This is a genomic window from Enterobacter asburiae (assembly GCF_001521715.1).
GTDB lineage: Bacteria > Pseudomonadota > Gammaproteobacteria > Enterobacterales > Enterobacteriaceae > Enterobacter > Enterobacter asburiae.
The window spans coordinates 570,513-583,669 of record NZ_CP011863.1; the positions used below are offsets into that span (position 1 = coordinate 570,513).

Here is a 13,157-nt window from a genome sequence, read left to right on the forward strand (position 1 = left end):
CGGGGTGAGGGCATCAGGCCACACCCCTCTAATACATCAACTTCACCTGCTGCGCCTTCGCGTGGGCCACAATCTCGTCGTCCGGGCGGCAGTCGCTGACGATGGCGTCAAACTGCGCCAGCTCGCCCATTCTTGCCGAACGTACCTTGCCAAACTTGCTGTGATCGACCACCAGCACATGATACTGCGCCGCGCTTAACGCCCAGTGTTTCACCGGCAGCTCTTCCAGGTTAAAGCAGGTCGCACCCTGACGCACGCTGACGCCTGCGGCGGAATAAAACGCGATATCCGGGCAGAGATTGCTGAGCGTGTCGTGCAGGTTAAGCGGCTTAAAGATGGCGTTGCTGGCGTGAAACTCGCCGCCGCAGAGAATAACCCGGCACTCGGGTTTCTCCTGAAGCGCCAGAAAGGTGTTCAGGGAGTAGCACACGGCGGTAAAAGGGATGCTGCTGTCGATGGCTTCGATAATCCACGGCGTGGTGGTTCCGCAGTCAAAAAACAACGTCTGGTGCGGCTGTACCAGTGAGGCCGCAAGCCGGGCGGCTTTGCGTTTCTCTTCCACCAGGCGCGTCTTCTGGTCGCTGATCAGGTAATGGCTGGCGCTACGCGGCTCAAGCACAATATACCCGCCCAACAGCACGACGGGCGCGCTTTCGCTGTTCAGATCCCGACGAATGGTCATCTCTGAGACGCCGAGGAGGTTGGCGGCTTCCTTAAGATGCAGCTTATCGCTGCGCTTCAGCGCCTGTAGCAGCTGAGCAATGCGGTCATCGCGACGTGTTTCCATAGTTCCTCGGGATAAAAAAGTGAACCCCCGCAGGGCGGGGGTTCAAGTGTAACCTGTCAGGTTGGGGTTAGTCACGTATCCAGCCTTTGCGGATCGGGATAGCGAAAATGGCGCGATAGAGCGAAGACAGCGTGCGGTAGAGCGCTTCACCGAAGAGGCTCCACAGGATAGCCGCGCTCACGCAGCCAATCAGCCCGACCAGGAAACCGCCCACCATATCCAGCGGCCAGTGAACGCCCAGGTAAACGCGAGACCAGGCGATTGCCAGGGCCGCCACCATCAGGACCGCACCGGACCACAGGCGATGCCAGAACAGGAAAGCCAGCGCGAAGGTGAAGATTACCGTACCGTGATCGCTCGGGAACGAGTCATCCGGCGCGTGGTGCAGGAAGGTATAGCCGACATGATCGACAAAAGGACGATCGTGCGGGAAGGCGTGACCCAGAATGTAGCTCAGCAGTACGCTTACCCCGAGCGCCATCGCCACTTTAATCACAAGCTGGCGCTGCGCCTTCACCTGGCTGCGGGGCCCCCACAGCCAGAGAATCGCAGCCAGTGCAGGCACGATGCTGATCAGATCTTTTGCCAGAAAGGTGGCAAAATCGATCGTCCACTCAGGCGAGGCTGGCGTGGCGTTGATCAGATAAAACAGCTGATAATTCAGATTCTCTAACATAGCGTTATCACTCTTTAGCAAACCGGGTGGAAATGAGTCCGTAGACAACCACCTGGGAAAACCAGACCCACCACCCGGCCCACAGGTTGTGAGAGAAAAAATGCGCCCCGCGCATGACCTGGCCATAGCCCATCGCCAGACCTAACACCACGCCCAGCGCGACGAAGCACCAGGCGAGACGCGGACGCTCGCGCCAGAAGGCAAAAAACAGCCCCATCACCATAAAGCCGCTGGAGGCATGACCGCCGGGGAAACAGCGCCCCGGACCGCTGTCAGCAGGGACGGCGCTGAACAGGGGATAAGACATAGCCTTACCGCCATATTCCACCAGATCCCACGGGCAGCTGTGATGGCTCACGCTTTTCAGCACGCCCACCACCAGCGCGCCAACGCCCATCAGCAGCGCCGCCGTGACCAGCCTTGCGTTACGCTTGTAGGCACCGTAAAACAGCGCCACGGCGCCTAAGGCGATGGCAATGTACTTCGCCAGACGGTGGTTCAGCAGATCCAGCAGATGATCTTTCTGCAGCGGAAAGGTCTGCGTTGCCGCGTCATACCAAAAGCCGGTGATCCACCTGTCGAGCGCTTCATTGCGCGATAGCCATGTAAACACCACGGCAAGGGCGATCAGTACGAAAAGCTGATAACCATAAAAGCGGGTCGGTAAGCGGTAAAGTCGTTTTGTCTTATTTGTCTGTAAGTTAGACAATTCTGAACGGCTGGAGGTGAGTGCCATAATTTGGGATCGTTGACGAGTAATCGGGCTATCATAAAACTGTCAACTTAAGGAAACCTTAAACGAAGACGATATGTGCTTTATTTCTGTTTATCCTCGATAAATCACTATCTCGGGCTGCGGCATTTCATTAAACTCGTCGCGATTTTGTCATTATAAAGAGATTGCATGTTAAACCGTTCTTCTTCTGGTTCACGTCTGGGTCGTCAGGCGTTGCTTTTCCCTCTGTGTCTGGTGCTCTACGAATTCTCTACCTATATCGGCAACGATATGATCCAGCCCGGTATGCTGGCCGTTGTGGCGCAGTACAACGCGGGTATTGAGTGGGTGCCGACCTCCATGACCGCCTATCTGGCCGGCGGCATGTTTTTACAGTGGCTGTTAGGCCCGCTGTCGGATCGTATTGGTCGTCGTCCGGTGATGCTCACGGGCGTGGTGTGGTTTATCGTCACCTGTCTCGCCACGCTGCTGGCGCAAAACATTGAACAATTTACCCTGCTGCGTTTCCTGCAGGGGGTGAGCCTGTGCTTTATCGGCGCCGTGGGGTATGCCGCCATTCAGGAGTCGTTTGAGGAGGCGGTGTGTATCAAGATTACCGCGCTGATGGCGAACGTGGCGCTGATCGCCCCCTTACTCGGGCCGCTGGTGGGTGCCGCGTGGGTGCACGTTGCGCCGTGGGAAGGGATGTTTGTGCTCTTTGCGCTTCTCGCCGCCTTCGCGTTCTTTGGCCTGCACCGGGCGATGCCGGAAACGGCCACCCGCATCGGCGAGAAACTCTCGCTGAAAGAGCTGGGTCGGGATTACAAAGAGGTGCTGAAGAATGGCCGCTTTGTGGCGGGCGCGCTGGCGACCGGGTTCGTTAGCCTGCCGCTGCTGGCGTGGATCGCGCAGTCGCCGGTCATTATCATCAGCGGTGAAAAGCTCAGCAGCTACGAGTATGGTCTGCTGCAGGTGCCGATCTTTGGCGCGCTGATTATCGGTAACCTGGTGCTGGCACGTTTGACGTCACGCCGGACCGTGCGTTCCCTGATTATCATGGGTGGCTGGCCAATTGCGGCAGGGCTGATTCTGGCTGCGGTCGCGACCGTGGCGTCATCCCACGCCTACCTGTGGATGACGGCGGGGCTCAGCCTCTATGCGTTCGGGATTGGCGTGGCCAACGCCGGGCTGGTGCGCCTGACGCTGTTTGCCAGCGAGATGAGTAAAGGCACGGTCTCAGCAGCGATGGGGATGCTGCAGATGCTGATTTTTACCGTCGGTATTGAGGTGAGCAAACATGCCTACGCGATGGGCGGCAACGGGCTGTTCAGCCTGTTTAACCTCGCCAACGGCGTGCTGTGGGTTGGCTTAATGGTGGTGTTCCTGAAAGACAAGCGCGTCGGAAACGCCCTGCAACCTTAATTCTTATTCCCTCTCCCTGTTGGCGAGCACGGAACAGTCCCCTCTCCCTGTGGGAGAGGGCTAGGGTGAGGGCACCAGACCGCACGCGGTCAATTAAACGGCGCCTCCCCGTTCAATACCTTCTCAATCACGTTTAAAACGCCTTCATCGTTATTATGTGGCGCTTCAAAACGCGCGGCCGCTTTAATATGCGGTCTGGCATTCGCCATCGCAAAGCTGAACCCGGACTGGCGCAGCATCTCCACGTCGTTGCCGCTGTCGCCGAAGGCCACCACTTCGCTATCGTCAATGCCCCAGCGCTTTTGCAGGATCCGCAGGCCGTTAGCTTTGTGCACGCCGGGGATGATCAGATCGATACTGCCGTGGCCGGTGGTGACGGGGACCATGATGTCACTCAGCTTTTCATGCAGCAGCGCCTGAATACGCGGAATTTCATCGTCAGACACGTTAAGCCCGAACTTAAAGAAAATATCGTTCAGATTGTCGAAATCGCTGACCATTTCGAGGCGGTGGTAATACTTCGCCGCGATATCCTTAAAGCCCTCGTCATAGCATTTCAGCGTGTACGCGCTGCTTTTCCCGCAGGCGATAATCTCAATGCCTGGAACCTCGTTTAACACGTTCGCGACGGTCTCGAAATGGGCTTTCGACAGTTCGCCGTTAAAGACATCTTCACCTTCGCTTACGACCCAGCCGCCGTTCTCCGCGACGAAGGCAATCTCATGCGCAATCTCCGGGAAAAAGGAGATCAGCTGGTAATACTGGTTGCCGCTGGCGACCACGAAGCGTATGCCTTGCGCCTTCATGCGGGCATACTGCGCCAGAAAGCGCGGGCGATTATAGGTCTTGGTATCGCTCAGGAAGGTACCATCCATGTCGACGGCGATCAGTTTAACGCTCATATCCCTTCTCCAGTGTCGTTTTATTCGTTTCCGGCTTTGCCACCGCGCGCGCCACCAGCGCCGCGATGATGACCAACCCTAACACCACCAGCATGGCGCTGCGCAGTCCGTAGTGCTCGCCGAGGAAGCCGAGCAGCGGCGGCCCGACCAGGAAGGCGAGATAGCCCGTGGTCGCCACCACGCTGACGCGCGTCGGGGCATCCGGGCCGGTATCGCTGGCGGCTGAAATGGTCAGCGGGAAGCCGAGCGACGCGCCCAGTCCCCAGAGGATCACCGAGACGCCGGCAATCCAGTCCACATCCACAAAGATGATCATCGCGATACCCAGGCCGCCCAGCAGGGCGCTGGCGCGCACCACTGCCACGCGGCTGTAGCGGTCGATAAACCAGCCGCCGGTGAAGCGACCCACGGTCATCCCCAGCGTAAACCCGGCGTAAATCAGCGAGCCGGAGGTCGGGCTAAAGCCGTGACCGTCGACCATCAGCAGCGGCAGCCAGTCGTTGGCGGAACCTTCGGCGAACGCCATCGCCAGCACCACCACGCCGATCAGCATCAGCTGGAAGTCGCGGTAGAAGGGCAGCCCTTTTTCGGCCGAATGCTGTTCGTCAGCGGAGTTCTTACCGGTGCCGTCCGGGATCGCCCGGATGCCGGTCAGGATCGGAATGATGCACACCAGCGCCGCCAGCAGGATATGCAGATTCGCGCTTACGCCGGTGGCCGTCAGCGCCATCCCCACGCCCGCGCCGGCCAGCGTGCCGAGGCTGTAAAAACCGTGCATCATCGGCAGCACGGTTTTGTTCATCTCACGTTCGACCGCCGCCCCTTCAACGTTGATGGCAACTTCAGCCGAACCGAAGCTGCCGCCGAATACCGTCAGGCCCAGGGCGAACAGCAGCGGCGAGGCAAACCACAGCGCCACGCTCAGTATCCCCATCCCGAACACGGCAAAGCACATGGTGGTGTGGATCACCGCTCGCGTACCAAAGCGCTTTACCAGCCACGCGGAGCAGAGGATGCCGCTCATGGAGCCTATCGACAGGCCGAACAGCACGATGCCCATCTCGGCGGTAGAAACGGACAAAATATCGCGAATAGCGGGGGTGCGCGTGGCCCAGGAGGCCATCAGCAGTCCGGGAATAAAGAAGAACATAAACAGCGCCCACAGGCGTCGCTGCAGGGCTTTACGGGGGGAGGTCAGCGTCATTGGGGTAGCACCAGAAGTACAACAATAGCGACAACACTAGCAAGTTTGTGTACATTTGTACACAAACCACGTGAGGAATTTATGAGCAGACCACCGAACGATCCGCATCGCAGGGAAAAGATCCTGCAGGCAACGCTCGATACTATCGCCGAGCACGGTATTCACGCCGTCACGCACCGTAAAATCGCCACCTGCGCGGGCGTGCCGCTGGGGTCGATGACCTACTATTTCGACGGCATGGAGCCGCTGCTGGAGGAGGCCTTCACGTGGTTTACCCGGCAGATTTCGCAGCAGTACCGGGATTTCTTTGCGGGCGTCACCGGGCCGGAAATGGCGTGCGAATCTATCACCACGCTGATCCACAGTTCCCAGGTGACCACGCCGCACAACATGGCGCTAATGTATCAGCTCTACGCCTTTATGCACCGCAGCGCGGCGCTGAAAACGGTGATGCAGGACTGGATGAGGATGAGCCAGACCACGCTGGAGCAGTGGTTCGACCCGGTCACCACCCGCGCGCTGGACGCGTTTATCGAAGGGATGACGCTGCACTATGTCACCGACCGGGCGCCGTTAACCCGCGAAGAGATCCGGGCGATGGTGGGCAGGATTGCGGGCGAGAGCGGCCGCTAGGTTGCGCCCGCGGTCATATTGACGGTAGTTCCCGTGATGGCGCCCGCCGCATCTGAGGCCAGAAACTTAATCGTGTCTGCCACCTGTGCCAGCGTCGGCAGGCGATGCGTCAGGGTGCTTTGCGCGGCACCGCCGAGAAACTGCTCAACCGTGATCCCCATCGCCTGCGCCCTGGAGGCGAAAATGGTCCCCACATACGAACCCGCCTGCACCGCGTCGGCTATCGCGTGTGAACGCACGCACAGCACGCGAATATTGTGTGTACCCAGTTCCGCAGCCAGCGCCCGGGTCAAGGCTTCCGTTCCGGCGCAGCCGACGATATGCCCGAGGTGGCCCGCCATTGTCATGTTGGCGGCGGGGGCGACGACGGTAATTATGGTCCCGCCATGCTCGCCGCCCATGCGGGGCGACGCGGCTTTTGCAATGTTAAAGTACGCGGCCAGGAAGGGGTCGAAACCCTGCCTGAACTCGCCGAGCGTTAACGCCTCAAGGCGTTTACCCTGATCGTGCATAAAGCCCGTGGCGTTGACGACGACATCAATGCGGGCAAGATCCGGGAGCTGCGAGGAGTCATCGAGCACATCGAAAATAAACGTGCTGGCAGACCCTCCGGCGGCGCGAATACGGCTGGCGACCTGCTCCAGCCTGGCGTGGTCACGCGCGGCGAGGTACACATCCGCCCCTTCACGCGCCAGAACGTGCGCCGCTGAACTGCCGATGGCGCCGCTGCCGCCGAAGATGACGGCGGTTTTATTTTTCAAGCCCATACCTGCATACCCTCACCAGGATTACCCCTCAAAAGTATGTGCCGGGTTTCGGCTGATGCAACCCGGCCGGTGGGTGAGGTATGCGGCTGGCAGGCCTTACTGCGCCATTATCAACGGGTTACTTTGGCGAGATTTTTTTCCCGCTGGCGTCCACGACGGCTTCGCCATCCTCTTTCGTAAACGCCCCTTTCTGCGCATCCGGCAGGATGTCGAGGACGACTTCAGACGGTCGGCACAGGCGGGTACCCAGCGCCGTCACCACGATCGGACGGTTAATCAGAATCGGGTGCTGCAGCATAAAATCGATAAGCTGGTCGTCGGTGAAGCTATCGTCGGCAAGGCCGAGCTGTTCATAGGGCTCCACGTTTTTACGCAGCAGGTCCCGCACCGAAATGCCCATATCGGCAATCAGGGTGGTCAGCTCATCGCGCGACGGCGGGGTTTCCAGATAGAGGATAATCTCTGGCTCCTTGCCGCTGTTGCGGATCATCTCCAGCGTGTTGCGCGACGTGCCGCAGGCGGGGTTGTGGTAAATGGTGATGTGGCTCATATCAATGGCTCATTACAGTGTGAAGGAGAGACGTAGCGCCAGCGCGGCGAGCGTCACAAACAGGACCGGCAGCGTCATGATGATGCCCGTCCGGAAATAGTAGCCCCAGGTGATCGTCATGTTTTTCTGCGCCAGCACGTGGAGCCAGAGCAGGGTGGCGAGGCTGCCGATAGGCGTGATTTTCGGCCCCAGGTCGCAGCCAATCACGTTGGCGTAAATCATCGCTTCCTTGATCAAACCTGTCGCCGTACTGCCCTCGATGGAGAGCGCGCCAATCAGCACCGTGGGCATATTGTTCATTATGGATGACAGGAACGCGGTGATGAATCCGGTCCCCAGCGTGGTGGCCCACAGCCCGTGTCCGGCCAGGCTATCCAGTACGCCGGAGAGATATTCCGTCAGCCCGGCATTGCGCAGGCCATACACCACCAGATACATCCCCAGCGAGAAGATGACGATCTGCCACGGCGCGCCGCGCAGCACTTTTCCGGTGTTTATCGCATGTCCGCGTTTTGCGACAGCGAATAAAATCAGCGCGCCGACGGTCGCGATGGCGCTGACCGGAATGCCGAGAGGTTCAAGCACAAAGAAACCGACGAGCAGAAGGAGCAGGACGAGCCAGCCCGTTCTGAACGTCGGGAGATCGTGAATGGCCCGCGCGGGCTCGCGGAGTTTTGCAAGGTCATATTCCGGGGGAATTTCCTTGCGGAAGAAGAGATGCAGCATCATCAGCGTTGCGGCAATGGCGGCGATATCTACCGGGATCATCACCGAGGCGTATTCGCTGAACCCCAGCTTAAAGAAGTCTGCCGACACGATGTTGACCAGGTTGGACACAATCAGCGGCAGGCTGGCGGTATCGGCGATAAAACCCGCCGCCATCACAAACGCCAGCGTGGCCTGCTTGCTGAACCCCAGCGCCAGCAGCATGGCGATAACGATAGGCGTCAGGATCAGCGCCGCACCGTCATTGGCAAATAGCGCCGCCACGGCTGCGCCCAGCAGCACGATATACGTAAACAGCAATCGCCCGCGACCGTTCCCCCAGCGGGCAACGTGCAGCGCCGCCCACTCAAAAAAGCCGGACTCATCCAGCAGCAGGCTGATGATGATGACGGCAATGAACGTTGCCGTGGCGTTCCAGACGATATTCCACACGACCGGAATATCGTTAATGTGAATCACGCCGCTGGCCAGCGCCAGTACGGCGCCAATGCTGGCGCTCCAGCCGATACTGAGCCCTTTGGGCTGCCAGATGACCAGTACCAGCGTAAACAGAAAAATAGCCCCTGCCAGAAACATCTCTTACTCCGTTATATCTGTTTTTGTGAATGTGTTTCGATCAGCACGAGCCTGAAAGTCGGTTTTTCAGCTTCATGCGCGTCTCTTCCCGCAGGCAGTTCCAGCTGTTGTCGATAACCGCTGCCGCCCATGCAGGCATGTTGGGAGAGAGACGGTAATGGACCCATTTCCCTTCACGGCGATCGATAACCAGCCCGGACTCGCGCAGCAGGGCCATGTGGCGGGAGACCTTCGGCTGCGACTCGGTGGTCGCGGAGCAGAGATCGCAGACGCACAGCTCGCCTGCTTCACGGAGCAGCATGACGATGGCGAGCCGCGTTTCGTCGGAGAGGGTTTTGAAGAGCTGGAGCGGGTGGAGCATAGGCGTTCCTGCAGGTGTGATTTTATATATGTTTAATCATATATGTTTTGGTGGCAAGAGAGAAGGTGAGATTTGAGGAAGGGGAATTTCAGGCAACAAAAAACCCATCAACCTTGAACCAAAACGGCGGGGTTGATGGGCTCCACAAATTGGGGACATCAAAGAAAAGCAGTGGCACTAGTTATGACTGCCCCCTGATAAAAAAGTTCTGCGCGTAACGAAAATATTTTCCATCACGCGCAAACTTAGGAGTTATCCGAGTCCCGGCCAGATGATAACGATCAGCGTACCCGCCAGCGTAAGCAGTACGTTAGCGATAGCGTACGTGCCCGCATACCCCAGCGCCGGGATGTTGCTGCGCGCGGTATCGCTGATGATTTCCATCGCAGGCGCACAGGTACGCGCGCCCATCATTGCCCCAAAGAGCAGGGCGCGGTTCATGCGCAGCACATAGGCGCCGAACAGGAAGCAGATCACCACCGGTACCAGGCTAACGATAAGTCCGGAAACCAGCATCTGCCAGCCGACGGCGCCCAGGCTGTGGCCGATACCGCTTCCCGCGCTTAAGCCGACGCCTGCCATAAAGACCATCAGACCGAACTCTTTCACCATGTTCAGCGCACCTTGCGGAATGTAGCCGAAGGTTGGATGGTTCGCTCGCAGGAAGCCCAGCATGATCCCGGCAAACAGCAGCCCGGCGGCGTTACCGATGCCGAAACTGAAGTTGCTGAACTGGAAGGTGATCATCCCGATCATCAGGCCAACAATAAAGAAGGCGCAGAAGGCCAGCAGGTCGGTGACCTGGCTGTGAATGGAGATAAAGCCGATGCGGTCGGCAACGGTTTTCACGCGACGCGCGTCGCCGCTGACCTGCAGAACGTCGCCTTTGTTGAGCACGACGTTATCGTCGATAGGCATCTCAATCTGGCTGCGGATCACGCGGTTGAGGAAGCAGCCGTGGTCGGTCAGCTTCAGCTGCGCCAGACGGCGGCCCACGGCGTTATGGTTTTTCACCACGATCTCTTCGGTGACGATACGCATGTCGAGCAGGTCGCGGTCGAACACCTCCTTGCCGTTACGGAAGCTCGGGTCGAGACGGGCGTGGGCATCCGGGTAACCCACCAGCGCGATGTCGTCGCCCATCTGCAGCACCGCGTCGCCGTCCGGGTTCGCCAGAATGCCGTTGCGGCGGATACGTTCGATATAGCAGCCCGTCTGGCGGTAAATCCCCAGCTCGCGCAGGTTTTTGCCGTCAGCCCATGCCACCAGCTCTGGCCCGACGCGATAGGCGCGGATCACCGGGAGATAGACTTTACGTTTGGAATCGGTATCGAGACCGCGCTCGCGGGCGATTTGCTGGGCGCTGGTCTGCAGATCCTGATGCTGAAGTTTTGGCAGGTAGCGCGCGCCAACGATCAGGCTCACCAGACCAATCAGATAGGTCAGGGCATAGCCCAGGCTCAGGTGGTCGAGCGCGGTAGAGAGCTGCGCGCCGGCCATGCCGGAATGGCGAAGAGTATCACCGGCACCCACGAGCACGGGGGTGGAGGTCATGGAGCCTGCCAGCATACCGGCCGTTAACCCGATATCCCAGCCAAACAGTTTACCCAGCCCTAACGCGATCAGCAGCGCGCTGCCGACCATCACCAGCGCCAGCATCAGATAATTTTTGCCGTCGCGGAAGAAAATTGAAAAAAAGTTCGGTCCTGCTTCCACGCCAACACAAAAAATAAACAGCATAAAACCTAAGTTGAGCGCGTCCGTGTTAATGCTGAAGTGCTGCTGGCCTAATAATAAGGAGACGACTAAAACGCCAATGGAATTACCAAGTTGAACTGAACCCAGGCGCAATTTACCCAGGCAAAGGCCCAGCGCCAGTACCACAAATAATAACAGGATGTAATTCCCATTTAACAAGTCTGCGACGTTTATATTCACGGAGGCTAACTTCTTGTTTACCAGTAAGTTGTTGAATGAAAGGACTATTTGGGCTACTGTTTTCTGGGTCAGGGAAAGGCGTTAACGCTCCCTGTTTCCTGCTTTATTCCCTAAAACATTAGCTGGCGTGTAGTTTAATCGCATTAGCTACTGACAGCTACCTATTATCGCATCACCCTGTGCGTACTTTGGCAAGGATTGCCGCACTGCTTTATCTGACTGGGCGTCTACCCGACGAAGGTGTATTTGATAGAGATAAGTCAGGAGGATAGTTTGAACATTAAACGAAACTGGGCGGGGGTGATCAGCTGCTTTTTGCTGTTTACCGTCGTGTGCATGTCGCTCGCTTTTAATGTGAAAGGGGCATTCAGGGCTGCCGGACATCCGGAGCTGGGGCTGCTCTTTTTTACCCTGCCGGGGGCCGCTGCCAGTTTTCTTTCCCGTAAAGGGGAGGTGGTCAAGCCGCTTATTGGCGCAATGCTGGCGGCACCGCTGTGTCTGCTGCTGATGCGCATGCTGTATGTATCAACGCGAAGTTTCTGGCAGGAGCTGGCGTGGTTGCTGAGCGGTGTCTTCTGGTGCGCCCTTGGCGCGCTGTGCTATTTGTTTGTGTGCAATCTGATTAAGCATCGACGGCACCACAATTAAAAACGCCCTCAGGGTGAGGGCGTCTTCGCATTACTGAGCGGCAAACAGGCCCAGATGCTCTTTGGCGTAAGCTTCAAAGTCAGTGCAACCGCCGATGTGTTTCTGATCGAGGAAGATCTGCGGTACGGTTTCAACCGGCTTGCCGACGGTTTTTTCGAGATCCGCTTTGGTGATGCCTTCCGCGTGGATATCCACGTAGCGGAAGTTGAAGTCATCGCGCTCTTCGGTCAGTTTCTCAGCCAGCTCTTTCGCGCGCACACAGTAAGGGCACCCTGGACGACCAAAAATTACTGCAAACATTTCTCTCTCCTCAAAAAACAAGCCTGACGGCGAATAGGACATATAGTGCCCGATAACCTGCCGCCATTAAAGAAGGTTTCGCCTGTCGCTTTGATACAGTAAGGCTATGTTTCGCCAATTACACCGCGCAAATCATTGCCTATACTGGCTGCCATACGGTTTAAGCAAGACAAAGAGAGACAAGATGACGCCAACCATAGACCTGCTCACATCCCACCGTTCCATTCGCCACTTCACCGATGAGCCGATTACCGAGGCGCAGCGCGAAGCGATTATTAACAGCGCCAGGGCGACCTCCAGTTCCAGTTTCCTGCAGTGCAGCTCGATTATCCGCATCACCGACCCGACCATGCGTGAACAGCTGGTCACGCTGACCGGCGGGCAGAAGCATGTGGCCCAGGCCGCGGAGTTCTGGGTGTTCTGCGCCGACTTCAACCGCCACCTACAGATCTGCCCAGAGGCGGAGCTGGGGCTGGCCGAACAGCTGCTGCTGGGCGTGGTGGATACCGCGCTGATGGCGCAAAACGCCTTTACGGCGGCGGAGTCGCTGGGTTTGGGCGGTGTCTACATCGGCGGCCTGCGTAACAACATCGAAAGCGTGACCGAGCTGCTGAAGCTGCCAAAACACGTCCTGCCGCTGTTCGGCCTGTGCCTCGGCTGGCCTGCGGATAACCCGGATCTGAAGCCGCGCATTCCTGCCGCCATGCTGGTGCACGAAAACCACTACCAGCCGGTCGATCAGGACGTCCTGAATCAATATGATGAAGAGCTGGCGAACTACTACATGACCCGCGGCAGCAATAACCGCCGCGATACCTGGACTGACCATATTCGTCGCACCATCATTAAAGAAAATCGCCCGTTTATTCTTGATTACCTCCACAAACAGGGCTGGGCGACGCGATAGTCCATTCCGCCTGCGCCAGCCTGCGTATATGATATGCAGGCTTTT

At 58.0% G+C, this 13,157-nt stretch carries 15 protein-coding genes; 4 read left to right on the forward strand and 11 right to left on the reverse strand.

The annotated features are described in order from the left end of the window. Positions 1 to 28: 28 nt before the first annotated feature. The 3 genes from deoR to ACJ69_RS02835 form a co-directional block, all read right to left on the reverse strand. A complete protein-coding gene (gene deoR / locus ACJ69_RS02825; protein ID WP_059346396.1) occupies positions 29 to 787 on the reverse strand; it encodes a DNA-binding transcriptional repressor DeoR in 759 nt (252 codons plus the stop codon). 67 nt (positions 788 to 854) lie between these two features. Then, on the reverse strand, positions 855 to 1,463 hold the full coding sequence (ybjG, locus tag ACJ69_RS02830) for an undecaprenyl-diphosphate phosphatase (RefSeq protein WP_029739928.1): 609 nt from the start codon (positions 1,461 to 1,463) through the stop codon (positions 855 to 857). Between the two features lie 7 nt (positions 1,464 to 1,470). After that, the gene (locus tag ACJ69_RS02835) at positions 1,471 to 2,199 is read right to left on the reverse strand and encodes a phosphatase PAP2 family protein (RefSeq protein WP_059346397.1); all 729 of its coding nucleotides are present in this window, start codon (positions 2,197 to 2,199) and stop codon (positions 1,471 to 1,473) included. A 168-nt stretch (positions 2,200 to 2,367) separates the two neighbouring features. Between ACJ69_RS02835 and ACJ69_RS02840 the strand changes: the two genes are divergently transcribed. After that, positions 2,368 to 3,600 (forward strand): MFS transporter, encoded by a 1,233-nt coding sequence (locus tag ACJ69_RS02840; protein ID WP_029739435.1) that lies wholly within the window; start codon positions 2,368 to 2,370, stop codon positions 3,598 to 3,600. An 89-nt stretch (positions 3,601 to 3,689) separates the two neighbouring features. Here the strand turns inward: ACJ69_RS02840 and ACJ69_RS02845 are convergent, their stop codons facing one another. Next, positions 3,690 to 4,502: a Cof-type HAD-IIB family hydrolase gene (locus ACJ69_RS02845; RefSeq protein ID WP_054830334.1), complete on the reverse strand. Its 813-nt coding sequence runs from the start codon at positions 4,500 to 4,502 to the stop codon at positions 3,690 to 3,692. After that, positions 4,492 to 5,706 (reverse strand): MFS transporter, encoded by a 1,215-nt coding sequence (locus ACJ69_RS02850; protein WP_059346398.1) that lies wholly within the window; start codon positions 5,704 to 5,706, stop codon positions 4,492 to 4,494. Before ACJ69_RS02850 ends, ACJ69_RS02845 begins: the two co-directional genes overlap by 11 nt. A gap of 81 nt (positions 5,707 to 5,787) precedes the next feature. Here ACJ69_RS02850 and ACJ69_RS02855 point away from each other — a divergent pair, with 81 nt between their 5' ends. Further along, a complete protein-coding gene (locus ACJ69_RS02855; protein WP_054830182.1) occupies positions 5,788 to 6,339 on the forward strand; it encodes a TetR/AcrR family transcriptional regulator in 552 nt (183 codons plus the stop codon). Here the strand turns inward: ACJ69_RS02855 and ACJ69_RS02860 are convergent. The 5 genes from ACJ69_RS02860 to ACJ69_RS02880 all read right to left on the reverse strand — a co-directional run bounded on the left by ACJ69_RS02860 (position 6,336) and on the right by ACJ69_RS02880 (position 11,257). After that, positions 6,336 to 7,106, reverse strand: a complete 771-nt coding sequence (locus ACJ69_RS02860) for an SDR family NAD(P)-dependent oxidoreductase (protein ID WP_059346399.1) — start codon at positions 7,104 to 7,106, stop codon at positions 6,336 to 6,338. The genes ACJ69_RS02855 and ACJ69_RS02860 overlap by 4 nt on opposite strands. A 118-nt stretch (positions 7,107 to 7,224) precedes the next feature. After that, complete coding sequence (arsC, locus tag ACJ69_RS02865; protein ID WP_054830183.1) at positions 7,225 to 7,656, reverse strand: glutaredoxin-dependent arsenate reductase; 432 nt, start codon at positions 7,654 to 7,656, stop codon at positions 7,225 to 7,227. A gap of 12 nt (positions 7,657 to 7,668) precedes the next feature. Continuing rightward, complete coding sequence (locus tag ACJ69_RS02870) at positions 7,669 to 8,958, reverse strand: arsenic transporter (RefSeq protein WP_059346400.1); 1,290 nt, start codon at positions 8,956 to 8,958, stop codon at positions 7,669 to 7,671. Positions 8,959 to 8,998: 40 nt separating this feature from the next. Continuing rightward, positions 8,999 to 9,319, reverse strand: coding sequence for a metalloregulator ArsR/SmtB family transcription factor (locus ACJ69_RS02875; protein ID WP_054830184.1), 321 nt, complete (start codon positions 9,317 to 9,319; stop codon positions 8,999 to 9,001). 252 nt (positions 9,320 to 9,571) lie between these two features. Continuing rightward, positions 9,572 to 11,257 (reverse strand): aspartate:alanine antiporter, encoded by a 1,686-nt coding sequence (locus tag ACJ69_RS02880; RefSeq protein ID WP_029739442.1) that lies wholly within the window; start codon positions 11,255 to 11,257, stop codon positions 9,572 to 9,574. 273 nt (positions 11,258 to 11,530) lie between these two features. Here ACJ69_RS02880 and ACJ69_RS02885 point away from each other — a divergent pair, with 273 nt between their 5' ends. Further along, a complete protein-coding gene (locus ACJ69_RS02885; RefSeq protein ID WP_029739443.1) occupies positions 11,531 to 11,905 on the forward strand; it encodes an inner membrane protein YbjM in 375 nt (124 codons plus the stop codon). Between the two features lie 30 nt (positions 11,906 to 11,935). On the opposite strand, the gene ACJ69_RS02890 is transcribed toward ACJ69_RS02885, so the two are convergent. Continuing rightward, positions 11,936 to 12,205: a GrxA family glutaredoxin gene (locus tag ACJ69_RS02890; RefSeq protein WP_006809455.1), complete on the reverse strand. Its 270-nt coding sequence runs from the start codon at positions 12,203 to 12,205 to the stop codon at positions 11,936 to 11,938. Positions 12,206 to 12,389: 184 nt separating this feature from the next. Between ACJ69_RS02890 and nfsA the strand changes: the two genes are divergently transcribed. Next, positions 12,390 to 13,112 (forward strand): nitroreductase NfsA, encoded by a 723-nt coding sequence (gene nfsA, locus ACJ69_RS02895; RefSeq protein WP_059346401.1) that lies wholly within the window; start codon positions 12,390 to 12,392, stop codon positions 13,110 to 13,112. The last annotated feature ends 45 nt before the right edge of the window (positions 13,113 to 13,157 follow it).

What these genes read in the sequence shown, in the direction of transcription:
- deoR (WP_059346396.1), bottom strand. Translation starts at nt 787, where the DNA reads ATGGAAACACGTCGCGATGACCGCATTGCTCAGCTGCTACAGGCGCTG.
- ybjG (WP_029739928.1), bottom strand. Translation starts at nt 1,463, where the DNA reads ATGTTAGAGAATCTGAATTATCAGCTGTTTTATCTGATCAACGCCACG.
- ACJ69_RS02835 (WP_059346397.1), bottom strand. Translation starts at nt 2,199, where the DNA reads ATGGCACTCACCTCCAGCCGTTCAGAATTGTCTAACTTACAGACAAAT.
- ACJ69_RS02840 (WP_029739435.1), top strand. Translation starts at nt 2,368, where the DNA reads ATGTTAAACCGTTCTTCTTCTGGTTCACGTCTGGGTCGTCAGGCGTTG.
- ACJ69_RS02845 (WP_054830334.1), bottom strand. Translation starts at nt 4,502, where the DNA reads ATGAGCGTTAAACTGATCGCCGTCGACATGGATGGTACCTTCCTGAGC.
- ACJ69_RS02850 (WP_059346398.1), bottom strand. Translation starts at nt 5,706, where the DNA reads ATGACGCTGACCTCCCCCCGTAAAGCCCTGCAGCGACGCCTGTGGGCG.
- ACJ69_RS02855 (WP_054830182.1), top strand. Translation starts at nt 5,788, where the DNA reads ATGAGCAGACCACCGAACGATCCGCATCGCAGGGAAAAGATCCTGCAG.
- ACJ69_RS02860 (WP_059346399.1), bottom strand. Translation starts at nt 7,106, where the DNA reads ATGGGCTTGAAAAATAAAACCGCCGTCATCTTCGGCGGCAGCGGCGCC.
- arsC (WP_054830183.1), bottom strand. Translation starts at nt 7,656, where the DNA reads ATGAGCCACATCACCATTTACCACAACCCCGCCTGCGGCACGTCGCGC.
- ACJ69_RS02870 (WP_059346400.1), bottom strand. Translation starts at nt 8,958, where the DNA reads ATGTTTCTGGCAGGGGCTATTTTTCTGTTTACGCTGGTACTGGTCATC.
- ACJ69_RS02875 (WP_054830184.1), bottom strand. Translation starts at nt 9,319, where the DNA reads ATGCTCCACCCGCTCCAGCTCTTCAAAACCCTCTCCGACGAAACGCGG.
- ACJ69_RS02890 (WP_006809455.1), bottom strand. Translation starts at nt 12,205, where the DNA reads ATGTTTGCAGTAATTTTTGGTCGTCCAGGGTGCCCTTACTGTGTGCGC.
- nfsA (WP_059346401.1), top strand. Translation starts at nt 12,390, where the DNA reads ATGACGCCAACCATAGACCTGCTCACATCCCACCGTTCCATTCGCCAC.